The organism is Pararhizobium sp. LjRoot255, assembly GCF_964252905.1.
Taxonomy (GTDB): domain Bacteria; phylum Pseudomonadota; class Alphaproteobacteria; order Rhizobiales; family Rhizobiaceae; genus Pararhizobium.
This window is the reverse complement of record NZ_CAXUPQ020000001.1, coordinates 3,260,273-3,283,688: the sequence shown is the minus strand read 5'-3', so window position 1 is coordinate 3,283,688 and position 23,416 is coordinate 3,260,273. Positions and strand designations below refer to the sequence as shown.

Genomic DNA, 23,416 nt, shown 5'->3' with positions numbered 1-23,416 from the left:
TCGCTGCCTCATTCGCCGCCAAGGCTCTTTGCCAGGCGAACCAGATTGAGGAACTCGGCGCGGTATCCGTAGGTGTCTTCACCTTTGGCCCCCGCGGCCAGATCAAGGATCGAACCGTAGGGATAGGCGGATACGGCGTCCGTTCCCCGCAGCTTCTGGCCGAAGGCCGCGACCGCGACCGAGAATCGGACATCCTGCCGGGCCTGCTGCAGCGACGGCACGGCGTTTTCTTCAGTGACCGGCGTGGTGATCAGGTTGCTGGTGTCGCTGTCCGGCTTCTTGTAGCGGATTTTCAGGAAGGCCAGTTCGCCCGACTTCTCCGCCGGTTCGGCCTGCTGCGCTGCCGGCGCAGCACCATAGCGCAGGTCGTCGTTCAAGACCGCGGGGCTGCCCTTCGGCGTGATCTCGTAGATCGCGGTGACACAGTGGCCGGAGCCGATGTCGCCGGCATCCACCTTGTCGTTGTTGAAGTCATCGCGCTTCAGGGCGCGGGTCTCGTAGCCGATCAGCCGGTATTCGGCGATCTCACGCGGATTGAACTCAACCTGGAACTTCACGTCCTTGGCGATCGGGAAGAGCGAAGAGCCCGCCTCCTCCACCAGTGACTTCTGCGCTTCAGCCAACGTATCGACATAGCTTGCCGTGCCATTGCCGTTTTGTGCAAGCGTCTGCATCAGCGCATCGTTGTAATTGCCGCGGCCAAAGCCGAGAACCGAGAGGAAGATGCCGCTCTTGCGCTTCTGTTCGATCGCCGCTTTCAGTTCCGCGTCGCTGGATGGGCCGACATTGAAATCGCCGTCGGTCGCCAGCATGATCCGGTTGACGCCGCCCTTGATAAAGGCCCGCTCTGCCAGATCATAGGCCGCCTCCAGCCCCTGCGCACCGGCAGTCGAGCCGCCCGGCTGGAGCGTGTCGATCGCCGCAAGGATTTTTGCCTTGTCCTTGATGGCGGTCGGCTCGAGCACCGTGCCGGCATTGCCGGCATAGGTGACGATCGCGACCGTATCCTCCGGCTTCAGCTTGTCGACCAGAAGGCGGAAGGCACTTTTCAGGAGCGGCAGCTTGTCGGGCTCGTCCATGGAGCCGGAAACATCGATCAGGAACACCAGATTGGCGCGCGGCGCCGTTGCCGGAGCGACATCATAGCCTTTGATCCCCACATGCATCAGCCGCGTATTGGCATTCCACGGCGTCGGCACAACGGTGACGGTCGCCTTGAACGGCTCGGCTTCGCTTTCCGGACCCGGCCAGTCATAGGGGAAATAATTGATCATCTCCTCGACGCGCACGCTGTCAGTGTCCGGAATCTCTCCGGCCATCAGTGCCTTGCGCACGAAGGAATAGGAGGCGGTATCGACGTCCGCGGAGAAGGTCGAAACCGGATCGGTGGCGACGCTCTTGACGGGATTGGTTTCGTCCGAGGTGAAGCGATCACGATTTTCTTCCCGGGGAATCACGATGTCGCCGGGAACGATGGACGGTGCCGGCATTGTCTGCATCACCGAACCGCCGGCCAACGATTGGGCATCAACCGCCCGACTTTCCGGCACTGCGCTCTGGGCCCTCCTCGCTATGGCGCCCGACGTACCCTGCTCGGCAATTTGCGGCTGAGGCTCCGCCGCCGTGGTGCCCGTACCACTTATGTCTTCTTCGCGAAGCCTCCGGATTTCCGCTTCGCTCGAAAGGTTGTCCGGAGCCTTTAGGGCGTCGGAGTTCGATTGCAACGCTCCGATCCGTTCGGATGCGGGGCGTTGATCAACGGAAATCTCCGACTTCTGTTTTTCCGGCAACGCCACGTGCGTTTCGGCACCTTTCAATGCCTCTCCGGGCACTACAACCTGTTGCCCCTTGGTATCGACCGGCAACCCGTTGCGTGTCAGTTCCAGCGTGAGAAAAGCAGCGGCAGGCACGACGAGCAGTGTGGCAAGCGCCGAACCTGCGAGAAATTTCCTGTTCATGACGGGGCTCCATAGCCTGTTGAATATGGAGCTTTGACGCCGACGCTCGGCGGTTCCTTGGGTGATAGTCGAATTATTTTCCGCCGCGTCGAACGCCTGCATCGCAAGCGACAGCGCCCGGCCCCGCGCTTCGGAAGACGGCGCCGGCGGGGTCATGTGGCCAAGATTCTTCAGTTCGTCGTTCATCATACCATCTCCCTGCCGAGCAGGATCTTCAGGCGTTTACGAGCCTCATGCACGTGCCATGACACCGTCGCCTCGGAGCATCCCATCACATCGGCCGCGGCGGAATGGCTGAGCCCCTCGCCATAGACGAGGAGGACCGCGTCACCCTGTTTGTCGGGCAATTGCCGCACCGCCTCCCAGAGCGCCTCGACCTGATCGTGATTGTCATTGGCTGCAGTGCTGGTCGGATCGGCGAAAAAACTCGCCGCATTGCGCCGCTCTCGCGCCTGGCGGCGCTGATGGTCGCGCGCCGTGTTCAGCGTCAGCGCATAGAGCCAGGTTCGAAACCGGCTGGCCCCACGGAAGGTCCGGATCGTATTCGCGAGCTTCACGCAAACCGTCTGCGTGATATCCTCGGCATCGCTGACATTGCCGGACCAGCGCCAGGCAACGGAATGCACAAAATCATAGTGTCTTTCGACGAGCAGGCCGAAGGCATTCCGATCGCCGCTCTGCGCCTTTTCGATCAGCTCTTGGTCCAAGTCATCAGCCCGGATTTGTTGCAACTGGTATTGAGACGTTCCGCGTGGCCCGATCCTTTGGGGCGACGCGCAAATTATTTTTGCGCGCCGGGTTCTTTTTTCGTCACGGCGATGATCGGCCCCATCGGATGGGTATTGTCGTAGCGGTTCAGAGTGGGCGCGAACAAGCTGGAGATCGATCCGTCAAGAAAAAGCGCGTTGGCGCAATCAAGCTGATCGCGAAACAGCGTCGCGAAATCATGAAAGCGCACCGGTTCCAGCGAAACGGCGAAAACCGCTTTTCCGTCACGGGCGACCCCGACGCCGTTGCGAACCTGCAGGCTGTCGCTTCGCGGCAGGAAGGCCGGGTGCAGCGTCCCCTCGATGACGAGCATCGGCCCGGATTGCGTCGCGAAATCCGGTTTTATCTCCGCCGCGACATAGGCCTCGGTTTCCATCACCCCTGCCCGGTCACCACGCAGGAAGAATACGCCGTTCGGTTTCAGATAGAAATTGCCCCAGCCTTTGTCGCGATCGATCGGTTTGCGCTCGACGCCGTTGATAACCAGCAGGCCGACAGACGTCAGGTCCGACTCGTACATGCCGCCGTTCATCGCGAATTCGAGGTATTGCCCCTCCTGCCGCAGGTCGCGGGCAATGTTTTCAAAACCGGCATAGGGCAGGCCGTCGCGGCCACGATGGTAGACGCGGATATCGCTCGCCGCGGGGTCGAAGCTGCATACCGCATACGTTTGGGTCAGATGCATCACCTTACGGCAGGCGGCAGCAGCGTCGTCAGCGGAAGAAGCGAAAACAATCACGGCCAACCCGATACGCAAGCGGAGCATTCAACTACCTTTTCATGCCGCATCCGACCCTGCCAAGGGACAAACGCAAAATGAAGTTTGAAATACTACAAATTGAGCGCAGCCATATGAAAACGCAGCTGTTCCGGCTGATAGCGATACTCCGTTCCGACAGGACAGAGGTTTCGGGCAAGGCACCCGGCGATCATGCAGTTGGTCTTGCCTTCCGCCGTTTTCAGGTGCGTGCGGCAAGGCGCAATCTGAAAACCCGACGTCAAGACAGCATCCACGGGACAACCTGAAAGGCAGGGCTTGCCGGAACAAGTGTCGCAGGGATGCGTATGGCGCGCTGGCGGCGCGGCGGCAAGAGCACGACCAAAGCCGAGCGCACCGCGATAGCCGTGCCACAGGCCGTATTCCGGATGAATGAGAATGCCGAGAGGCGACGGCCGTAGATCCTCGGCGCGCGTCGCCCATTGCTGGAAAGGCTGCCACGGCGGATCGGACGGGAAATAGGCGGTTGCGCCGAAGTCGAGCGCGACCGGCCCGATCACGGCTTTCGACCAGGTGTCGAGCGGGTTCTGCGCGTCCTTGTTCCCAGGCACGTCGCCCCAGCGTTCGAACGCCGGCCAGATGGAACTGCCGATATTCCCGAGCAGGACGATACTTGAAGCCACCTGTCCGTCTTTGAGGACTGGCGCCTCGTCCCCTTCGGCAAAATTGACGACCCCGCGCAAAAAAAATCCGTGCGGTTCAAGGACCGCACGGAGTTTCTCCAAAACATCGTCCGATGATGTCAGTGGGCCGCTCATTTCGGCTTCGGCCCCCGCCTGTCGTAGTGCGGACGCCAGACCTCCTTCTGGATGAGGTCAGCCACCTGTGCCGCGCCGCCTTGCTCCCTGGCGTTCTCGGGCTCGCTTCAGGTGAAGGCGTCCGGCATGGAGTCCTTCTTGCGGGCGATAAAGTCCTTGAGCGCGTCGTCAATCGCCGGATCGAGATACGGCGCCTCGTAGTGTTCCAGCCAGCTTCGGGCCAACGCATTGGCGCGCTGTTCGATCCGCTTCTCGCCCTCTATTTCCCACTGCTCGAAGGAATTGTTGTCGGCCAGTGCCGAGCGATAGAACGCCGTCTGGAAGTTGGCCTGCGTATGGGCGCAGCCGAGATAGTGGCTACCGGGGCCGACTTCGCGGATGGCATCGAGCGCCTGCGCGTTTTCGGAGAGATCGACACCTTCGGCCATCTTCTGCATCATGCCGAGTTGGTCCTGGTCGATCATGAACTTCTCGTAGGACGATACCAGACCGCCTTCGAGCCAGCCGGCGGCATGCAGCGAGAAGTTGGTGCCGGCAAGCAGCGTCATGTTGAGCGTATTGGCCGACTCATGCGCCGCCTGCGCATCCGGAACCTTGGAGCCGCAAAGCGACCCGCCGGTGCGGAACGGCAGACCCAGGCGTCGCGCAAGCTGGGCCGCACCGTAGGAGACCAGCGACGGCTCCGGCGTACCGAAGGTTGGCGCACCGGACTGCATCGAAATCGAAGCCGCGAACGTGCCGAACAGCACCGGCGCGCCCTTGCGGATCAGCTGCGTGAACGAGGCCCCCGCCAGCACCTCGGCGAGGATCTGCGTCAGCGTGCCGGTGACCGTCACCGGGCTCATGGCGCCCGAAAGGATGAACGGCGAGATCACCGTTGCCTGGTTGTGACGCGCATAGACCTTCAAGGCGCCGACCATGGTCTCGTCGAAGACCATTGGCGAGTTGGCGTTGATCAGGTTCAGCGTGACACAATTGTTCTCGACGAAATCATCGCCGAAAACGAGCTTGGCCATCGCGATCGTGTCCTCGGCGCGCTCGGGCGCCGTTACCGAGCCCATGAACGGCTTGTCGGAATATTTGATATGGCTGTAGACCATGTCGAGATGGCGCTTGTTGACCGGAATATCGACCGGTTCGCAGACCGTGCCGCCCGAGGAATGCATGGACGGCGCCATATAGGCGAGCTTCACGAAATTGCGGAAGTCTTCGATCGTCGCATAGCGCCGGACGCCTTCGAGATCGCGCACGAAGGGAGGGCCGTAGACCGGCGCGAATACGGTGGCCTTGCCACCGATCTGCACGCTGCGCTCGGGGTTGCGCGCGTGCCAGGTGAAGACCGGCGGCGCGGACTTAAGGAGTTCGCGGCACAGGCCCTTCGGGAAATGCACCCGCTCGCCCTTGACGTCGGCGCCGGCTTCCTTCCACAGCGCCAAGGCTTCGGCGTCTTCACGGAATTCGATGCCGATTTCTTCGAGCACCGTATCGGCATTGCGCTCGATCAGTTGCAGGCCTTCCTCATCAAGGACCTCGTATTCGCGGATCTTGCGGGTGATATAGGGAAGCGACGGACCCGCGCCGCCGCCGGTGCGCGAGGCGCGCCTTGCCGCGGCACCCCGGCCCTCGCCGCGCGTACGCCGGCCGCCACCACTTTCTTCCGTCTGTTCCGTAACTTCGGTCATTTGATATCCTCTTCCCGCGCCTAATCCTGCGCACTTGTCGAGCCTATGCTACCAAGCCTCGGCACCGGAACGGTTCTCTATGCGCCAACAAGTGGCGCAACTCGGACACGGGCCTTAACAGAGCTCCCCGCCCGAAGACAGGGCGTGCCGCATTTTCGCCTATCCTCATGAACAAAAGAGTCAATATCTGGCAGAATCGCTGCCGAGCTGTCATATAAAACCTTGTTTTTGTTAGGTACAGATGGCGGCGAGGACGGATCATCCGAGTGCCGTCGTTTTTCATCGCTTGCGACGTCGCATTCGAAAAGAGCTTTTGGAACCAACAAAGCTAAGTATAGTGCGTGCGTCCGGGGGTGAGCCGGCAGCGCCAGGAACCGAGGAAACCTATCATGGCAGACGACGAAATCATTCTCGAGGATCTCTCCGACGACGAACTCGTGCAGCAGATGCATGACGACCTCTATGACGGGTTGAAGGAAGAGATCGAGGATGGCACCAACATCCTTCTGAAGCGCGGCTGGGCGCCCTACGACATCCTGACCCAGGCTCTCGTCGAAGGCATGCGCATCGTCGGCATCGACTTCCGCGACGGCATTCTGTTCGTTCCCGAAGTTCTCCTATCCGCCAACGCGATGAAGGCCGGTATGTTCATTCTCCGCCCGCTGCTTGCCGCCACCGGCGCACCGAAGCAGGGCAAGGTCGTCATTGGCACCGTCAAGGGCGACATCCACGACATTGGCAAGAACCTCGTCGGCATGATGATGGAAGGCGCCGGTTTCGACGTCGTCGACCTCGGCATCAACAACCCCGTCGAAAACTACCTCGACGCCATCGAGCGCGAAAAGCCGGACATTCTCGGCATGTCGGCGCTTCTGACCACCACCATGCCCTATATGAAGGTCGTGATCGACACGATGAAGGAAAAGGGCATGCGCGACGATTACGTCGTTCTCGTCGGCGGTGCGCCGCTCAACGAGGAATTCGGCAAGGCCGTCGGCGCCGACGCGTATTGCCGCGATGCCGCGGTCGCTGTCGAAACGGCGAAGGACTTCATGAAGCGCAAGCACAACCAGCTGTCCGGCGCGTGATTAAGACAAATTTGACCATGCAAAACCGGCCGCGATGATGAAAAGCGCGGCCGGTTTTCTTATATACTGGGCCAAGCCTTAATTGGCAGAGCGCTCGACCGAACGGCCGGCGTCTTGGGTTGCATCCACCACGTTCGCAGTATCCCGGCCCATGCCGCGAATCGTGTTGCCGCATGAAGTGAGCGTGGCGATCGAGAAGAGCACGAGGCCGATGGTGGCGATTGTCTTTGCTGTCATGGCTTGGGTTCCTTGAACTGAACAGGTGGGCAAGATGGCAGAATCATCTTCGGCTATGCAACGCGCGAAAGCGGAAAAAGTTCACGTCATCGGTTGTGGCGCAATTGCCCGCGAAATCCTCGCGGTGTGCGAAGCAAACGGGCTCGACCACATCGACCTCATATGCTTGCCGGCGATCTGGCACAACACCCCCGAAAAGATCACGCCCGGCATCAAGGCCGCTATCCACAAGGCGCGCGCCGAAGGGTTCGGCCGCATCTTCATCGCCTATGCCGATTGCGGCACGGGAGGCCTGCTGGACAGGCTCTGCGAAGAGGAAAAGGTCGAGCGCATTGCCGGACCGCACTGTTTTTCCTTCTTCGCCGGTAATGCAGCCTTCGAGGCTCGCTGGGATGACGATTTCACCTCTTTTTTCCTCACCGATTTCCTGGCACGCCAGTTCGAAGCCTTCGTCATCGAGCCCCTTGGGCTGGACCGCCATCCGGAGCTGCGCGACATGTATTTCGGACACTACAAGAAGCTCGTCTACCTGTCGCAGGTCGAGGATGAAAAGCTGCAGCAAAAGGCAAGAGCTGCGGCAGAGACGCTCGGCCTCACCTATGAGTACCGCTTTACCGGTTATGGCGACCTGACGCAGGCGCTGCTTCACGCCTGACGTTTCTCGGTGCGGAAACCATCTGTTAGCCCTGCGCTGAATTTTGCGGCGATGATCGCATTTGATTTAAGTTCATCGTAACGGCTGCCCGCCACACTCCCCGAACAAAACAACAAAAGGGGGACGGGGATGACGGACACTTTCGCGACGGTGGCACTGCCGAGGACTGGCGCACATAGCCACCCGCAACAACTTTCCCAGCTTCTGCGCAATCTCTCGCTCACCGCCGGGCCGAAAGTTACGCTGCGTGATCTTGCGGTCGCCATGGAAGATCGATCGTTCGGCGCATTTCTCGTCGTTTTTGCCCTTCCCAACCTCATCCCGCTGCCGCCTGGTGCGACCTTCATTCTTGGCCTGCCGCTGATTTTCGTCGCCTGGCAGATGCTGGTATCGCGGCACACCCGCATCTGGCTGCCGAAGCGCATGGGTGACTACGCTTTTGAAAATGCTACCTTCTTCGTCTTCGTCAACCGGATCTCGCCCTGGCTGCAACGCGCCGAGACGCTGATCAAGCCGCGCGGCTGGTTTCTCGGCGGCAGGCTGGCCGAGCGCATGATCGGCCTGCTGGCCCTGATCCTCGCGATCGTGATCTTCCTGCCCATTCCCTTCGGCAACTGGCTTCCCGCCTTCGCGCTGGCCGTCATCGGCTTCGCCCACATGGAGCGGGATGGCCTCGGGCTCGTTGCCGGCGCCCTGATTGGCGTCGCGTCGCTGGTGGTGGCCGGCGCCGTCATTGCCGCCGCCGGTGCGGTTCTTACCTTCATCGTCTGAAAATTGCGGCAATGGAAACGGCAACAAACAAACCGATCGTGGTCGTGACAGCGGGCGGGCGAAACCCGCAGGTCCTGATCAATGCGCTCAATGCCCGTTTTGCCAACGTCACGGTTCTCATCGAACAGCCGGAATCAAAGACGCTCTTCCTGAAGCGCCGCGCCCGCAAACTCGGCTGGACGACCGCTGCCGGTCAGTTCGCGACGATGGTGGTGTCGAAGTTTGGAAAACGGTTTGCCGAGCAACGCGCCGAAGACATCGTGCGCGACTATGGCGTCAGCGACGCGGTCGATCCAACGGTCCCGATCACCGAGATCGAATCGATCAACAGCACGGCGGCGATCGAGCACATCCGGCGAATCGGTCCCGCGGTCGTATTCCTCGTCAGCTGCCGCATGCTCTCGGTTTCGACTCTGGCGGCCATGCCCTGCCCGGTTATCAATTTCCATGCCGGCATCAACCCGCAATATCGCGGCCTGATGGGTGGATACTGGGCGCGAGTCGAGGACGACGAGGAGAATTTCGGTGCGACCGTGCATCTGGTTGATGCAGGCGTCGATACCGGCGACGTTCTCTATCAGTCGCGCATGAAACCGTCGAAAAGCGACACGCTGCACACCTACCCGTTGCTTCAGACGGCAGCCTCAACCGCCATCACGATCCGTGCTGTCGAAGACGCCCTTTCTGGCACCCTCAAACCCTTGCCAGCAAACGGATCTTCCCGCCAATGGTATCATCCGCCGATCTGGACGTGGCTCTGGAACGGCTTCACGCGCGGCATCTGGTAGTTATATCCTCAGCATGGACAACGGGGTCGCTTTTGAGCATGGCGCGCGTCGTGCCAAGGTGAGCCATGAGGCGCATAGATGCGCATTGTCGGCCAAGAGGAGATTTCGGGCATATGGCAGATCGCATTATCGTTTACTGGCGTGACATTCCCGCACAGGTCATCATCAAGCAGGGCCGCAAGAGCGCCAAGCGGGAACTGACCCTGCGTTTCACTGAGGCGATCGACATGTGCGCGATGCGCACCGGTGCTGCCGACAGCGGCGATTATCTCGCGGAATGGCGCAAGGCCGACCCGGTCCCTGTATCCGACGATCTGGAGGCGGAGGCCGACAAGGCCGCCGCAGAGCTCGAGGCAGCCTACGACAAGCAGCGTCTCGTCGCCCTCGTCAAATCCGGTGGCAAAGACAATGGCTGATCCAAAACCCGGCAATGCCGCTCCCGCCAAGAAGGCCGCGACCGGCGCCTATACGCCCTCCGGCGTCTCGCCCAATCGCCGCGCCCGCCGCAGCTACACGATCCGCCTTTGGGCGGTGCGCCATTCGCGTTTCCTCGAATGGTTCTACAGCCGTTTCGCCGACATGTTCCTGCTTCTCCATCCTCTGTGGAAGGCGCTCGGCTATGACCGCGTGGAAACACCGATCACCTTCGTCGAGCGCAACGTCAAGGGCCTGCTGTTCGACTGTCGCATGTGCGGCCAGTGCGTTTTGTCGTCGACCGGCATGTCCTGCCCGATGAACTGCCCGAAACAGCTGCGCAACGGCCCCTGCGGTGGCGTGCGCGCCAATGGCAACTGCGAAGTCGAGCCGGATATGCCCTGCGTCTGGGTGAAGGCCTGGGAAGGCTCGCGCAACATGGTGAGGGGCGATGCAATCATGAACGTGCAGAAGCCCGTCAACCAGTCGCTGAGGGAAACCTCCTCCTGGCTGCGGGTGACGGCGCAGGCCGCCGAAGCCCGCGAAGCTGCGGCAAACAAGGACGCTTGATGCATGGCCCATATCGACGAAAATCCGCTCGGCCGCCACCTGCCGCTCGATCCCCTGCCCGGACATTCTTCGCGGGGCCGTCTCGAGCGCGTCCTGCGCCGCGGCGAATTCGCCGTCACGGCGGAACTCAACCCGCCCGACAGCGCCAATCCGGAGGACGTCTACGAACGCGCAGCGATCTTCGAAGGCTGGGTCGACGGCATCAATGCGGTCGATGCGTCGGGCGCCAATTGCCATATGTCGTCCGTCGGCATCTGCGCGCTTTTGACCCGCATGGGTTACGCGCCAATCATGCAGATCGCCTGCCGCGACAAGAACCGCATCGCCATTCAGGGTGACGTGCTGGGGGCAGCCGCCATGGGCGTCGCCAACATCATGTGCCTGACGGGCGACGGCGTGCAGGCCGGCGACCAGCCGGGCGCGAAGCCGGTGTTTGACCTCGACTGCATGTCGCTGCTCGAAACCGTGCGCATCATGCGCGACAATGCGAAATTCCTGTCGGGCCGAAAGCTGACTTCGCCGCCGCAGGTTTTCCTCGGCGCTGCCATCAACCCTTTCGCACCGCCCTACGACTTCCGCCCCTACCGCCTCGCCAAGAAGATCGAGGCCGGCGCGCAGTTCGTCCAGAGCCAGTATTGCTTCGATGTTCCGATGTTCAGGGAATACATGAAGAAGGTCCGCGACCTCGGGCTTGACGAAAAATGCTTCATCCTCGTCGGCGTCGGCCCGATGGCGTCAGCCAAGACCGCCAACTGGATCCGCAACAACGTGCCGGGCATCCACATTCCCGACGCGGTCATCAAGCGGCTGGAAGGCGCACAGGACCAGAAGAAGGAAGGCAAGCAGCTCTGCATCGACATCATCAACGAGGTGAAGGAGATCAAGGGCGTCTCCGGAGTGCATGTCATGGCCTACCGGCAGGAGGAATATGTCGCCGAGATCGTCCATGAGTCGGGCGTGCTGAAGGGCCGCACGCCGTGGAAGCGCGAGGAAAATCCGGGCGACAGCATGGTCGCCCAGCGGCTGGAGCAACTGAAGGACGGCAAGACGGAAAATCAGGAAGAGATGGCCGACATCGCCGCACATCATCCGCATTGACAATGCCAGTGAACAACTCAAGGCGTCGCGACATCCGCGCCTATCGCAATCCATTACGGCGCTGTACTAGAAGACGCGCCCACCGACCCAGAGGACCAGTATGACCCGCACCATCGTTGCCTCCGCCACCCGCGAAATCATCATCGGCTTCGACCAGCCCTTCTGCGTCATTGGTGAACGCATCAACCCGACCGGCCGCAAGAAGCTGGCAGCCGAGATGATCATGGGCAATTTCGAGACCGTCATCAGGGATGCGCTGGAACAGGTGGCAGCGGGCGCCACCATGCTCGACGTCAATGCCGGCGTCACTTCCGTCAATCCTAACGAGACCGAACCGGGCCTGCTCGTCAAGACGCTGGAAATCGTGCAGGGGCTCGTCGACGTGCCGCTGTCGATCGACAGCTCGGTAACCGCCGCGATCGAAGCCGGCCTGCGTGTCGCCAAGGGCCGGCCGCTGGTCAACTCCGTCACCGGCGAAGAGGAAAAGCTCGAAGCCATTCTGCCGCTCGTCAAGAAATACGATGTTCCGGTCGTTGCGATCTCGAATGACGAGACCGGTATTTCCATGGATCCGGACGTTCGTTTCGCAGTTGCGAAGAAAATTGTCGAACGGGCCATGGACTATGGTATCAAGCCGCACGACATCGTGGTCGATCCGCTCGTTATGCCGATCGGCGCTCTCGGCGATGCTGGCCGCCAAGTCTTCGCGCTGCTGCACCGCCTGCGCAACGAATTGAAGGTCAACACCACCTGCGGCCTGTCGAATATCTCGTTCGGCCTGCCGCATCGTCATGGCATCAATGCCGGCTTCATCCCGATGGTTATCGGTGCGGGCATGACGTCGGCGATCATGAACCCCTGCCGTCCGCAGGAAATGGAAGCCGTTCGCGCGGCCAACGTCCTGAACGGCACCGATCCGAACTGCGGCAACTGGATCATGACCTATCGTGATCACAAGCCGGCTGAAGGTGGCGCTGTTGCCGCCGCAGCATCCCCGGCAGGTGCCGGCGGCGGCCGCCGTGGCGGTCGCGCCGGGCGCGCCGGCGGAAACGCAAGGGCGGAATGACCGCCCGGAAAGAGATAAGCCCGTGAAAGCCGACCTCATCGAAGAATTCGCCGTCCTGTGGTTTCAGGCACCCCTCGTAATGTCCAGCCGCATGCAGGATTTTGCTTTCTCCGGCGTGTTCGGCGGTTCGAGCGAGATGGGCCGAATGGTGACCGAGAAACTGGCGGCCGCGATGGAAAGCGTCTCTGCCGTGAATGTGGCGCTCGTGAAGGAAGGCATTGACGCGGCCGCGGGCTTTGCGATGGGAACGAGCGCCGGCCTGGCCGGCGCTTCCGACCGCGTTGCAGTGGCGGCGCTGAAACCATATGGCGAGCGGGTCCGCGCCAACGTGCTGCGCCTCAGCAAATAGGAATGAATTGACCGTGTCGGCCCAGGAAAACAAAAGCGATCCCCTCGTCCTTTTCATGCCGTCCGGCAAACGCGGCCGTTTTCCCATCGGCACGCCGATCCTCGATGCGGCACGTTCTTTAGGGGTCTACGTCGAAAGCGTCTGCGGCGGTCGCGCCACCTGCGGGCGCTGCCAGGTGTCGGTTCAGGAAGGCAATTTCGCCAAGCACAAGATCGTCTCCTCGCTCGAAAACATTTCCGTCAAGGGACCAAAGGAAGAGCGCTACGAGAGCATTCGCGGCCTGCCGGATGGTCGCCGCCTCTCCTGCTCCTCGCAGGTCCTCGGCGATCTCGTCATTGACGTGCCGCAGGACACCGTCATCAATGCGCAGGTGGTGCGCAAGGCTGCGACCGACCGGGTGATCGAGCGCAATGCCGCCGTCCAGCTCTGCTATGTAGAGGTGGACGAGCCCGACATGCACAAGCCGCTCGGCGATCTCGATCGCCTGAAGGTGATGCTGGAAAAGGACTGGGGCTGGAAAGACCTTCTCATCGCGCCGCATCTGATTCCGCAGATTCAAGGGATTCTCCGCAAGGGCAATTGGGGCGTCACGGCCGCCATCCACCGCGACATGGATTCCTCGCGCCCCTTCATCGTCGGCCTCTGGCCCGGCCTGAAGAACGAAGCCTATGGCATTGCCTGCGATATCGGCTCGACGACGATCGCCATGCATCTGGTGTCGCTGCTCTCCGGCCGTATCGTCGCCTCGTCCGGCACCTCGAACCCGCAGATCCGCTTCGGCGAAGACCTGATGAGCCGCGTCTCCTATGTGATGATGAACCCGGACGGCCGCGAGGCGATGACCAAGGCCGTGCGCGGCGCCGTCAATTCGCTGATCGGCAAGGTCTGCGAAGAGGGCGAAGTCGACCGGCACGACATTCTCGACATGGTCTTCGTCGGCAACCCGATCATGCACCATCTCTTCCTCGGCATCGACCCGACGGAGCTTGGCCAGGCGCCGTTTGCGCTCGCCGTTTCAGGGGCTCTGCAATATTGGGCGCATGAGATCGATATCGACGTCAACCGCGGCGCCCGCCTCTATATGCTGCCCTGCATCGCCGGCCATGTTGGCGCCGACGCCGCCGGGGCGACGCTTGCTGAAGGTCCATATCGGCAGGACCGGATGATGCTTCTGGTCGATGTCGGCACCAACGCCGAAATCGTGCTCGGCAATCGTCAGCGTGTCGTCGCCGCCTCCTCGCCCACCGGCCCTGCCTTCGAAGGTGCCGAGATATCGTCTGGCCAGCGCGCGGCACCGGGAGCGATCGAGCGCGTGCGCATCGATCCGCAAACGCTGGAGCCGAAATTCCGTGTCATCGGCGTCGACAAATGGTCCGACGAGGATGGTTTTGCCGAGGCATCGGCGGCAGTCGGCGTCACCGGTATCTGCGGCTCGGCGATCATCGAAGTCGTCGCCGAGATGTATCTCTCGGGGATCATTTCGGAGGACGGCGTGGTCGATGGCGCGATGGCGGAAAAAAGCCCGCGCATCATCCAGAACGGCCGCACGTTCTCCTATCTGCTCCATGAGGGCGACCAGCGCATCACGGTGACGCAGAACGACGTGCGCGCCATCCAGCTCGCCAAGGCTGCGCTTTATGCTGGCATCAAGCTCTTGATGGAAAAGCTCGATATCGACCATGTCGATACGATCCGCTTCGCCGGCGCGTTCGGCTCCTTCATCGATCCGAAATATGCGATGGTTCTCGGCCTCATTCCCGACTGCGAGCTCTCCGAGGTCAAGGCCGTCGGCAACGCCGCCGGTACCGGCGCGTTGATGGCGCTGCTCAACCGCGGCCATCGCCGCGAGATCGAGGAAACCATCAAGAAAATCGAGAAGATAGAGACGGCGCTTGAATCGAAATTTCAGGAGCATTTCGTGTACGCGATGGCTCTTCCGAACAAGGTCGACACCTTCCCGAAACTGGCTCAGGTGGTCACACTGCCGGAGCGCAAGCTGCTTGCCGACGATGGCGGCGGCGAAGGTGGCGGCCGACGTCGGCGTCGCAGCCGCGAATAACGCAGGACCAGGTTCACGACTGGAACCAAATGATCACGGCGGCGTTTTTGCGTCACTGTGGACCAGACACCCTCTCACACCGGAAAACCAAACGCGCAAGAAACCGATGCGGTAGCACCGCGATCGACGGAGCTCGTCTATCGCGCCGATCTCGACGGCGGCATAACCCGCAGACCGGGCAAACACGCATTCCTGTACTACGATGCCGCCGGTCGGCGGATTACGGACCGGGCGGAACTTGACCGGATCGCAGCCCTTGCCATCCCGCCCGCCTATACCGATGTGCTGATCTCTCCCGATCCGAACTCGCATCTGCAGGCAACCGGACGTGACGCCAAGGGTCGCAAGCAATATCGCTATCATCCCGATTGGTCGGCCGAGCGCGACAAGGCCAAATTCGCCCTGTTACCGGACTTCGCCGCCAGGTTGCCGAACATCCGCGAAAAGGTCGATACCGACCTGCGCCCCAGAAAACCGGGCATGGACAAGGCCCTGGCGACGGTCGTCTGGCTCATGGACAATCTTTATATCCGCGTCGGCAACACCAGTTACGCCGAAGAAAACGGTTCCTACGGACTGACGACACTGCGCAACCGTCATGTGAAGACTGAGGGCTACAGCGTTCATTTCAATTTCACGGGCAAGTCCGGCAAGGAATGGCGCCTCAGCTACCGCGACCGGCGGATCACCAAGGCGATCCGCATGCTGCAGGAATTGCCGGGCCAACTGTTGTTTCAGTATCTCGACGAAGATGGCAATCGCCGTCCGATCCGCTCGCAAGACGTCAATGCCTATATCCGTGAGGCCTGCGGCGCCGATTTCTCCTCACGCCAATTCCGCACGTGGGGAGCGACCCGTATGGCAGCGACGGCATTGGCGGCCGTCGAGCGCGGTCCCAGCCAGCGGCAGCGAAAGCAGCAGGTCAACGATGTTGTCGATGCCATCGCCGCACGTTTGGTCAATACCCGCGCAGTCTGCCGGTCATCCTATATTCATCCGCAGGTTTTCGAGGATTTCGAGAGTGGTGAACTCGGCGGCCTCCTGCAGATGCGGCCGAGCAGGAGCGAAACGCTGACGCGCTGGATGGACGACGACGAGATCAGGGTGCAGCGCTGGCTGAAGAAGGGCGACGCCGGGCAACGATCGAGTCCAACGGCGTAGCCGCCGCCGTCCGTTCTCGCACAGCGTCTGATCACCTCTCCTTCGTTATCACGGTCACCAAAACGGTAACCGGTTTTCCGTCCACGAGAACGGGGCGATGATGGTCGTCGGCGAGGAGTATCCCAATGACGTGCGTGCCCGCGGCGTTCGGGCAATGGCCAAAGCGAGCCATGATGAGACTACCGCCGAAATCGCTGTTCATGCTGTTGTACGGCTTCCCGGGAATATTGCAGGTGTCGCCATCGGGATCGATCTTCATATGCACATGACCGCATTGTCTGTTTTCGCCGCACTGCCCCGCGGGAAGCAATGTGAAGTTGCTCCTTACGACGACCCCTATGGCCTTCTCCGGATCACCTGCGAGCTCAATGACGGAGCCCTTGTTGGGCCAGACGATTTCGAGCGTGGGCCGATCCTGAGCCTGGACCGGCACGAATGACGCTGCGATGAGGGCAAAGCTGGTAAGTGCGACTGAACGAAACATGGGAACCTCCGTTGGTATGTAATCGACGATTACATAATGGACCGTCGCAAGAAAATAAACGGTGATTACATAACGATATTGTGATATCGCTCCCACATGGCCAAGAGTTCAAGCAGCAATGTTCCCGACCATTCCAAGCGTTACCACCACGGCAATTTGGTCGAGGCGCTCATCACCGCAACCGTGGAGATCATCCAGGAACGTGGCGTCGAGCATGTGTCTGTACGTGAGGCAGCAAAACGGGCCGGCGTTTCGCCAGGCGCCCCGTTCCGGCACTTTCGGTCGAAAACAGCACTGTTGACTGCAGTCGCTGAACAGGCGATGGATCGGTTGACAGAGGCTGTCGGGAAGGCCCGGTCAACCGTCGATAGCGCGGATCCGCTCGCGGCCTTCGAGGCAATCGGACACGGCTATTTGCAATGGGCGATCGCCAATCCCACACATTTCCAGATTATCAGTTCCCGCACCCTAATCGATTTCGAGGCATCGGACAGCCTTCGCAATCAGAACGAAGCCATTCGCCGGAGCATGGTCGATCTCCTTGCCCAAGCGCAGCAACACGGCAAGCTTGCCCGCAACATCGACTTTGATCATCTGGTGCTTGCTGCCCGCGCGCTCGTATACGGTTTGGCACGTATGGCGATAGATGGTCATTTCCCGGAGTGGCATCCATCCGATCCGCCATCCCGTGCAGCACAAAGGGCTCTCAGTCTTTTCATGAGCCAGATGACCGTCTCGTCGGACATAGCGCGTTAGGGAGCGCCCAAAAGGCCCTCTCAACGCGTGTGGACAAGCCTGTACGCATGAGATCCAGCGAGCGCCGCCCTTGTCTGAACTATTGCAGACCGACGAAGGCGGTCCGGACGTGTTCCGCAACGGCCAGAACCGGGGCCGAGGCGTTGTCGATCACCTGCAGGCCGATATTGTAGTGGCCCAATTCCGGCAGGCCCTCCGCGTCGCCGAGCGCGACCAGATCGCCCTGGACCAGATAACGCGGCAGCGGCGCAATCGCCAGATCCGCCTGGATGGCGGCGCGCTGTCCGGTCGTGTGGGCGCTCAGGAAGGCGACACGGAACTTGCGACCGGCTCTGGAGAGCTGCTCCACCGCATCGGCACGCCAGACGCAACCGTCCTCCCACATGGAGATCGGCAACGGATCGCGCGTATGCGCGGTACCGCATTTCGTTCCGGCCCAGACCAGCTTCTCGGACACGAGGATTTCCCCGCCGCCGGTATTTTCACCGGCCATACTGTTGAAGAGGGCGACATCCATTCGGTGTTCATCGACACGCTTGCGTAGGGCGCTGCTGTTGCCGATGGTCACGTCGACGGTGACGTTCGGATAGGATTCGGCAAAGCGCTTGAGTACTTCCGGCAGGATACGCTCGCCGATATCTTCGGGCGCGCCGACCCTCACGACGCCGTTCATGTCCGGCAGCAAGAAGCGCGAGACCGTCTCGTTGTTGAGCGCCAGCATGCGCCGCGCAAAGCCGAGCAGCACCTCGCCCTTCGGGGTCAGCGATACGGACCGGGCGTCGCGCAAAAACAGAACGCAGCCAAGCATTTCCTCGAGTTTCTTGATCTGCATCGAGACGGCCGACGGCGTCCGGTAGACGGTCTCGGCAGCCGTGGTGAAGTTCCCGGTTTCGGCAATGGCGACGAAGGTTTTCAGGATGTCCAATTCGAGAAGCGGAAGGACATGCCGCAGCATCATGTTCATGGGTCGAAACCTCTCGGATCAGATTTTCTGAATGATACCATTACTTCATTTCGTTTGATTGAACCTCATTGGAGGGCGATAGTCAAGTTGCAAACATCGAAGACGTGATGAAAGGAGCTTCCCATGTCCCTGCAACACGACACGACGACAAGCCGGAAGAATGCCGTCAGCCTGCGCGCCGGCAGTTTTACATTCGCAATGCGCCAAATGTTTGCGCCCCTTATTCGTCAGGTCAGCGAGAGGCACCACGCTCGCAAGATCGAAGAAACGCGCAGAGCCGCTGAGCGCGAGATCGCCACTTTGCCACCCAGCCTGCGGCAGGATCTCGGATTGGCCGACGGCGCAGTTATCGAGCGTGACTGGTCCTAATCAAAAGCGGTGAACAGCACGCACTTCTCATCGGGCTCGCCAAGATCGAACCCGATGACGCACAAGCGGAGCCCCATCACGACGGCTCTTGGAAACGGTGGCATTGACCTCTAAACTCTTTCTCTCGGCTGCGCCAAGGCCGCCGGGAGGAATGAGGGAGGAGCCTTGCAGTCCGTTAGATACCGCCTTGTCCTGGCGATTTGCCTGATTCCCGCCCTTCTCTACGCCGTGATTTTCCAGGGCGGAGCGCTGGCGACACAAAGCTATATGAATGAAGCATCGCTTCAGGCTGGCTCGGCCTTGCGTCTGGCGGTCTCGGCATTGAGCGGACATCTCAGCCGCTACGAACCGCTGCCGGCGCTGATCGCCGATCATGACGGCATCAAGGACCTGGTTGCGCATCCGAACGACAACTCCCTGCGAGAGGCGGCGAACCTCTACCTGAGAGAGATCAACACGTTGCTCGAATCCTCCGACATCTACGTCATGACGATGGATGGCAGCACCATTGCCGCCAGCAACTACGAGCAGCCGACAAGCTTCGTCGGCCAGAATTTCAGCTACCGGCCTTATTTCCAGGAAGCAGCCAAGGGAGGCCAGTCGCGGTTTTACGCGCTCGGAACGACCTCCCTGAAACGCGGCTATTACTTCGCCTCGCCGATAAACGTCGACGGCCGAATCAGCGGCGTCATCGTCTTCAAGGTCGATATCGATTCCATCGAGACCTCCTGGCGCGGCGGCGAATACAAGATCTTCGTCTCCGACCCCGAAGGCATCATCTTCATGACCGGCAGCCCGGAATGGCTCTATTCCAGCATCCTGCCTCTGAACGCCGAACGCCTGCAAAGGACGCAGGCGTCGCGGCGCTATGCCGAGGCTGAGCTCAAACACCTTCCGATAAAGCGCAGCAGCCTGGAAGGCCACCAGCTGATGACCGCGAACGACCCCGGCGGGCGGGAATATCTGGTGCTGTCGCAATATATGCCGGAAGCTGACTGGACGGTGAACGTCCTGATGGACACGGCCTCCGCGCGCGCCCAGGCGCGCACCACCATCGTCGCCATCGTGCTGTTCCTCTGCCTCGCAGGCCTTGCGCTTGCGATTTTCCTGCAGCGGCGAGCCCGGCTGGAGGAGCGCATGCGCATGCAACTTGAAGCGCGCAACGAGTTGGAGCACCGGGTCGAAGAGCGCACTGCCGATCTCGCCCTCGTCAACCGGCGCATCGAGGAGGAGATTGCCGAGCGGCGGCTGACCGAGCAGGAACTGCGCAAGACGCAAGCCGATCTCATCCAGGCAGGCAAGCTCGCCGGACTGGGCCAGATGTCGGCAGCACTGAGCCATGAACTCAATCAGCCGCTGGCTGCGGCCAAGACCTACGCCGACAGCGCCGCAATGCTGATCGACCTCGAGCGGGTGGACGAAGCCCGCGACAATGTCCGGCGCATTTCCGGCCTGATCGACCGCATGGCCTCGATCAGCCGCCACTTGCGCAATTTCGCCCGTAAGCCGAACGAGAAACTCGGGCCGGTGGCATTGGATGCCGTCATGGCCGACACGTTGGAAATCGTCGCCGCGCGCTTGAAAACAGCCGATGCCGATCTACAGATCGATCTGGCCGATACACCGATGGTCAAGGCGGGCTCCGTTCGGCTGCAGCAGGTTCTCGTCAACATCATCACAAATGCGGCGGACGCGGTCGAAGGCCTCGCTGACCGGCGCATTCACGCTTCCGCTGAGCATCTCGACGGTAAGGTCATCCTGACAATCAGGGACCACGGCCCGGGCGTGGCGGCCGCGATCGCCGAGCGCATCTTCGACCCCTTCTTCACCACCAAGGGCGTCGGCAAGGGGCTCGGCCTTGGCCTCTCCATCTCTTACAACATCATCAAGGATTTCGGCGGCAGCCTGTCCGTTTCGAACCATACCGAGGGTGGCGCCCTGTTTCGCATCGAACTGGAGGCCGCCACGGTGGCACAGGAGGCCGCCGAATGAGTGAAACCCGCGTCCTTCTGGTCGACGACGAAGAGGAAATGCGCCATTCCACCGCGCAGGCGCTGGGTCTGTTCGGGCTTGACGTCGATACGTTTTCCAGCGCCGAGAATGTGTTGGAACTGATCGGCTATAGTTTTTCCGGTGTGGTGGTCAGCGATATTCGCATGCACGGCATGGACGGCATGACCCTTTTGCAGCGCATCCGCGAAGTGGATGCCGAAATCCCGGTGATCCTGGTCACCGGCCATGGCGATGTGCAGCTGGCCGTCAAGGCGATGCGCGAAGGCGTCTATGATTTCATCGAAAAGCCGTTCGCCGCGCAGCATCTGGCCGCCATCGCCCGTCGCGCCATGGACCGCCGCAGCCTTGTTCTGGAAAACCGCCGGCTACGGGCCGTTGCCGGCAAGCGCGATGACATCGAGGCGAGGCTTCCTGGACGGACCCAGGCGATGGTTGATCTGCGCTACCGGCTGCGTGCCATCGGCGCAACCGACGCCGATACGCTGATCATCGGCGAAACCGGGGTCGGCAAGGAAGTGGTCGCGCGGGCGCTGCACGATATCAGCGCCCGCGCCGACCGGCCGCTGATCGCCATCAACTGCGCAGCACTTCCGGAAAACCTGATCGAAAGTGAACTCTTCGGCCATGAAGCCGGCGCCTTTCCCGGCGCGCTTCGCCCCCGCTACGGCAAGTTTGAGCACGGCCGCGGCGGCACTATCCTGCTCGACGAGATCGGCTCCATGCCCTTCGATCTGCAGGCAAAGTTTCTACGTGTTCTGCAGGAACGGGTTATCACCCGCCTCGGATCGAACGAGCCGGTGCCGCTCGACGTTCGCTTCATCGCCACCAGCAAGGTCGATCTCGAGGCGGAGGTTGCCGCCGGTCGCTTTCGCGCCGACCTACTCTACCGGCTGAACGTCGCGACGCTGCACGTGCCGTCGCTCACGCAGCGCAAGGCCGACATCCCGCTCCTCTTTCTCCAGCTCGTCCGAGAGGCGGCAGCCCGCTATATGCGCAACGATATCGATGTGCCGCCCGAACTGGTGTCCGAGATCGCCGAGCGAACCTGGCCGGGCAATGTTCGCGAATTGCGCAACGCTGCCGACCGGCTTGTGCTCGGCCTCGATCCAAAACCGGAGGAGACGCCCGCCCCGGCGGAGCGGCAGCGGTTGGCAGACAAGGTGGCAGCCTACGAGCGGGGCATTATCGCAAGCGCGCTGGCTGCCCATGGCGGCAGTTTACGACCCGTTTACGAGCAACTCGGTATTTCGCGAAAGACGCTCTACGAGAAAATGCAGCGGTACGGCCTCGACAAGAAGATGACGATTACGGATGATGATTACGTCGTTTGAGCGGAATTGGGTGGAAATCCACCCATTCAAAACGGCAATTGTTTCCGATCTCACCCATGATGCACCGCACGCATTGAGAAAAAGGAACGAATGCCTCGGTGAAACCGTTGATCCCTTTTCGATATCGGTCGCAAATGACGCATCCAGAATCGGCGCGGGAGGAGCTGCGCCAGCTGGTCACATATTCATCCGGGAGGACTTCGATGAAAATCTTCAAAGCCATGCTTGGCATGACGGCTCTTGCTGCCGCTTCGCTCATTTCCGTTTCTGCAAATGCCCAGACCTATCCCGAGCGCACGATCACCATGGTCGTCCCCTTCTCGGCCGGCGGACCGACAGATACGGTCGCCCGTCTCGTCGCTGAATCCATGTCGAAGGATCTCGGCCAGCAGATCATCGTCGAAAACGTCGGCGGCGCCGGCGGAACGCTCGGTGCCGGCCGGGTGGCACAGTCCGATCCGGACGGCTACACCGTGCTCCTGCACCATATCGGCATGGCGACCAGCGCCACGCTTTATCGCAAGCTCGCCTATGACACGCTGAACGCCTTCGAATATGTCGGCCTCGTCACCGAGGTGCCGATGACCATCGTCGCGCGCAAGGATTTCGAGCCGACCGATCTCAAGGGCCTGATCGATTACGTCAAGGCCAACAAGGACAAGGTGACCGTCGCCAATGCCGGCATCGGTGCCGCCTCGCATCTCTGCGGCATGATGTTCATGAGCGCCATTGAAACGCCGCTCGTTACCGTCCCCTACAAGGGCACCGGCCCGGCGATGACCGATCTGCTCGGCGGCCAGGTCGATATCATGTGCGACCAGAGCACCAACACGACCAAGCAGATCCTCGGCGGTACGATCAAGGCCTATGCCGTCACCTCGGCGGCGCGCCTGCCCATCCTGCCGGACGTCCCGACAGCGGCCGAAAGCGGCCTGCCGGAATTCCAGGTCGGCATCTGGCATGGCGTCTATGCGCCGAAGGGCACGCCGGCGGAAGCGGTCGAACGCCTGTCGAAGGCGCTGCAGGTGGCGCTGAAGGATCCGAACGTCGTCGCGCGCTTCGCCGAGCTCGGCACGGTCCCGTCCTCCGAAGCCGACGCAACGCCGGCCGCCCTGAAGGCCAAGCTCGAAGGCGAGATCGCCCGCTGGAAGCCGGTCATCGAATCAGCTGGCCAGTACGCCGACTGATCCTTGTTCCCGTCATGGCAAGGGCCTGACACGTCTTGCGCCTTCCGCCTCTCGAGGGGGAAGGCGCCCGTTTACCTCTCTTCCCTTCGCTGTCCTTTCAAGAGATGATGAA

At 61.3% G+C, this 23,416-nt stretch carries 24 protein-coding genes; 16 read left to right on the top strand and 8 right to left on the bottom strand.

Features of this window, described 5'->3' with window-relative positions:
- Nucleotides 1–8 precede the first annotated feature (8 nt).
- From ACSQ2W_RS15765 to ACSQ2W_RS15745, 5 genes are all read right to left on the bottom strand, one after another.
- Nucleotides 9–2,147 carry a vWA domain-containing protein gene (locus tag ACSQ2W_RS15765; protein WP_436087097.1) on the bottom strand — a complete coding sequence of 713 codons (2,139 nt, stop codon included), beginning with the start codon at nucleotides 2,145–2,147 and terminating at the stop codon, nucleotides 9–11.
- Entirely contained in the window at nucleotides 2,144–2,665 is a 522-nt protein-coding gene (locus ACSQ2W_RS15760; RefSeq protein WP_436087096.1) for an RNA polymerase sigma factor, read from the bottom strand. Before ACSQ2W_RS15760 ends, ACSQ2W_RS15765 begins: the two co-directional genes overlap by 4 nt.
- 74 nt (nucleotides 2,666–2,739) lie before the next feature.
- On the bottom strand, nucleotides 2,740–3,492 hold the full coding sequence (locus ACSQ2W_RS15755) for a phosphodiester glycosidase family protein (RefSeq protein ID WP_436087095.1): 753 nt from the start codon (nucleotides 3,490–3,492) through the stop codon (nucleotides 2,740–2,742).
- A 65-nt stretch (nucleotides 3,493–3,557) separates the two neighbouring features.
- Nucleotides 3,558–4,262 carry a ferredoxin gene (locus ACSQ2W_RS15750; protein WP_436087094.1) on the bottom strand — a complete coding sequence of 235 codons (705 nt, stop codon included), beginning with the start codon at nucleotides 4,260–4,262 and terminating at the stop codon, nucleotides 3,558–3,560.
- Nucleotides 4,263–4,369: 107 nt separating this feature from the next.
- Nucleotides 4,370–5,944, bottom strand: a complete 1,575-nt coding sequence (locus tag ACSQ2W_RS15745; protein ID WP_436087093.1) for a trimethylamine methyltransferase family protein — start codon at nucleotides 5,942–5,944, stop codon at nucleotides 4,370–4,372.
- Nucleotides 5,945–6,333: 389 nt separating this feature from the next.
- On the opposite strand from ACSQ2W_RS15745, the gene ACSQ2W_RS15740 reads away from it, so the two are divergent.
- Nucleotides 6,334–7,032: a cobalamin B12-binding domain-containing protein gene (locus ACSQ2W_RS15740; RefSeq protein ID WP_113003972.1), complete on the top strand. Its 699-nt coding sequence runs from the start codon at nucleotides 6,334–6,336 to the stop codon at nucleotides 7,030–7,032.
- A 78-nt stretch (nucleotides 7,033–7,110) separates the two neighbouring features.
- Here ACSQ2W_RS15740 and ACSQ2W_RS15735 read toward each other — a convergent pair whose 3' ends face one another.
- Entirely contained in the window at nucleotides 7,111–7,269 is a 159-nt protein-coding gene (locus ACSQ2W_RS15735; protein ID WP_436087092.1) for an entericidin, read from the bottom strand.
- A gap of 34 nt (nucleotides 7,270–7,303) precedes the next feature.
- Between ACSQ2W_RS15735 and ACSQ2W_RS15730 the strand changes: the two genes are divergently transcribed.
- The 10 genes from ACSQ2W_RS15730 to ACSQ2W_RS15685 all read left to right on the top strand — a co-directional run bounded on the left by ACSQ2W_RS15730 (nucleotide 7,304) and on the right by ACSQ2W_RS15685 (nucleotide 16,200).
- Nucleotides 7,304–7,924, top strand: a complete 621-nt coding sequence (locus ACSQ2W_RS15730; protein ID WP_436087091.1) for a DUF1638 domain-containing protein — start codon at nucleotides 7,304–7,306, stop codon at nucleotides 7,922–7,924.
- A 129-nt stretch (nucleotides 7,925–8,053) separates the two neighbouring features.
- On the top strand, nucleotides 8,054–8,695 hold the full coding sequence (locus ACSQ2W_RS15725; RefSeq protein WP_113003969.1) for an exopolysaccharide biosynthesis protein: 642 nt from the start codon (nucleotides 8,054–8,056) through the stop codon (nucleotides 8,693–8,695).
- Nucleotides 8,696–8,706: 11 nt separating this feature from the next.
- On the top strand, nucleotides 8,707–9,483 hold the full coding sequence (locus tag ACSQ2W_RS15720; protein ID WP_436087090.1) for a formyl transferase: 777 nt from the start codon (nucleotides 8,707–8,709) through the stop codon (nucleotides 9,481–9,483).
- Between the two features lie 113 nt (nucleotides 9,484–9,596).
- Nucleotides 9,597–9,899: a virulence factor gene (locus tag ACSQ2W_RS15715; protein ID WP_436087089.1), complete on the top strand. Its 303-nt coding sequence runs from the start codon at nucleotides 9,597–9,599 to the stop codon at nucleotides 9,897–9,899.
- A complete protein-coding gene (locus tag ACSQ2W_RS15710; protein WP_436087088.1) occupies nucleotides 9,892–10,467 on the top strand; it encodes a methylenetetrahydrofolate reductase C-terminal domain-containing protein in 576 nt (191 codons plus the stop codon). The genes ACSQ2W_RS15715 and ACSQ2W_RS15710 overlap by 8 nt, the downstream gene beginning before the upstream one ends.
- 3 nt (nucleotides 10,468–10,470) lie before the next feature.
- Nucleotides 10,471–11,565 carry a methylenetetrahydrofolate reductase gene (locus tag ACSQ2W_RS15705; protein ID WP_436087087.1) on the top strand — a complete coding sequence of 365 codons (1,095 nt, stop codon included), beginning with the start codon at nucleotides 10,471–10,473 and terminating at the stop codon, nucleotides 11,563–11,565.
- 100 nt (nucleotides 11,566–11,665) lie between these two features.
- Nucleotides 11,666–12,631 carry a methyltetrahydrofolate cobalamin methyltransferase gene (locus ACSQ2W_RS15700; RefSeq protein WP_436087086.1) on the top strand — a complete coding sequence of 322 codons (966 nt, stop codon included), beginning with the start codon at nucleotides 11,666–11,668 and terminating at the stop codon, nucleotides 12,629–12,631.
- Nucleotides 12,632–12,653: 22 nt separating this feature from the next.
- Nucleotides 12,654–12,980 (top strand): hypothetical protein, encoded by a 327-nt coding sequence (locus ACSQ2W_RS15695; protein WP_436087085.1) that lies wholly within the window; start codon nucleotides 12,654–12,656, stop codon nucleotides 12,978–12,980.
- A 55-nt stretch (nucleotides 12,981–13,035) separates the two neighbouring features.
- Entirely contained in the window at nucleotides 13,036–15,039 is a 2,004-nt protein-coding gene (locus ACSQ2W_RS15690) for an ASKHA domain-containing protein (protein ID WP_436087805.1), read from the top strand.
- Nucleotides 15,040–15,096: 57 nt separating this feature from the next.
- Nucleotides 15,097–16,200, top strand: coding sequence for a DNA topoisomerase IB (locus ACSQ2W_RS15685; protein WP_436087084.1), 1,104 nt, complete (start codon nucleotides 15,097–15,099; stop codon nucleotides 16,198–16,200).
- A gap of 31 nt (nucleotides 16,201–16,231) precedes the next feature.
- On the opposite strand, the gene ACSQ2W_RS15680 is transcribed toward ACSQ2W_RS15685, so the two are convergent.
- On the bottom strand, nucleotides 16,232–16,684 hold the full coding sequence (locus tag ACSQ2W_RS15680; protein ID WP_436087083.1) for a hypothetical protein: 453 nt from the start codon (nucleotides 16,682–16,684) through the stop codon (nucleotides 16,232–16,234).
- 96 nt (nucleotides 16,685–16,780) lie between these two features.
- Between ACSQ2W_RS15680 and ACSQ2W_RS15675 the strand changes: the two genes are divergently transcribed.
- Nucleotides 16,781–17,440 (top strand): TetR/AcrR family transcriptional regulator, encoded by a 660-nt coding sequence (locus ACSQ2W_RS15675; RefSeq protein WP_436087082.1) that lies wholly within the window; start codon nucleotides 16,781–16,783, stop codon nucleotides 17,438–17,440.
- A 79-nt stretch (nucleotides 17,441–17,519) separates the two neighbouring features.
- On the opposite strand, the gene ACSQ2W_RS15670 is transcribed toward ACSQ2W_RS15675, so the two are convergent.
- Entirely contained in the window at nucleotides 17,520–18,404 is an 885-nt protein-coding gene (locus ACSQ2W_RS15670) for a LysR substrate-binding domain-containing protein (RefSeq protein WP_436087081.1), read from the bottom strand.
- A gap of 123 nt (nucleotides 18,405–18,527) precedes the next feature.
- Here ACSQ2W_RS15670 and ACSQ2W_RS15665 point away from each other — a divergent pair, with 123 nt between their 5' ends.
- From ACSQ2W_RS15665 to ACSQ2W_RS15650, 4 genes are all read left to right on the top strand, one after another.
- Nucleotides 18,528–18,773: a hypothetical protein gene (locus tag ACSQ2W_RS15665; protein WP_436087080.1), complete on the top strand. Its 246-nt coding sequence runs from the start codon at nucleotides 18,528–18,530 to the stop codon at nucleotides 18,771–18,773.
- Between the two features lie 165 nt (nucleotides 18,774–18,938).
- Nucleotides 18,939–20,765 carry a sensor histidine kinase gene (locus tag ACSQ2W_RS15660; RefSeq protein WP_436087079.1) on the top strand — a complete coding sequence of 609 codons (1,827 nt, stop codon included), beginning with the start codon at nucleotides 18,939–18,941 and terminating at the stop codon, nucleotides 20,763–20,765.
- The gene (locus ACSQ2W_RS15655) at nucleotides 20,762–22,117 is read left to right on the top strand and encodes a sigma-54-dependent transcriptional regulator (RefSeq protein ID WP_436087078.1); all 1,356 of its coding nucleotides are present in this window, start codon (nucleotides 20,762–20,764) and stop codon (nucleotides 22,115–22,117) included. The genes ACSQ2W_RS15660 and ACSQ2W_RS15655 overlap by 4 nt, the downstream gene beginning before the upstream one ends.
- A 203-nt stretch (nucleotides 22,118–22,320) precedes the next feature.
- On the top strand, nucleotides 22,321–23,304 hold the full coding sequence (locus tag ACSQ2W_RS15650) for a tripartite tricarboxylate transporter substrate-binding protein (RefSeq protein WP_436087077.1): 984 nt from the start codon (nucleotides 22,321–22,323) through the stop codon (nucleotides 23,302–23,304).
- Nucleotides 23,305–23,416: the final 112 nt, after the last annotated feature.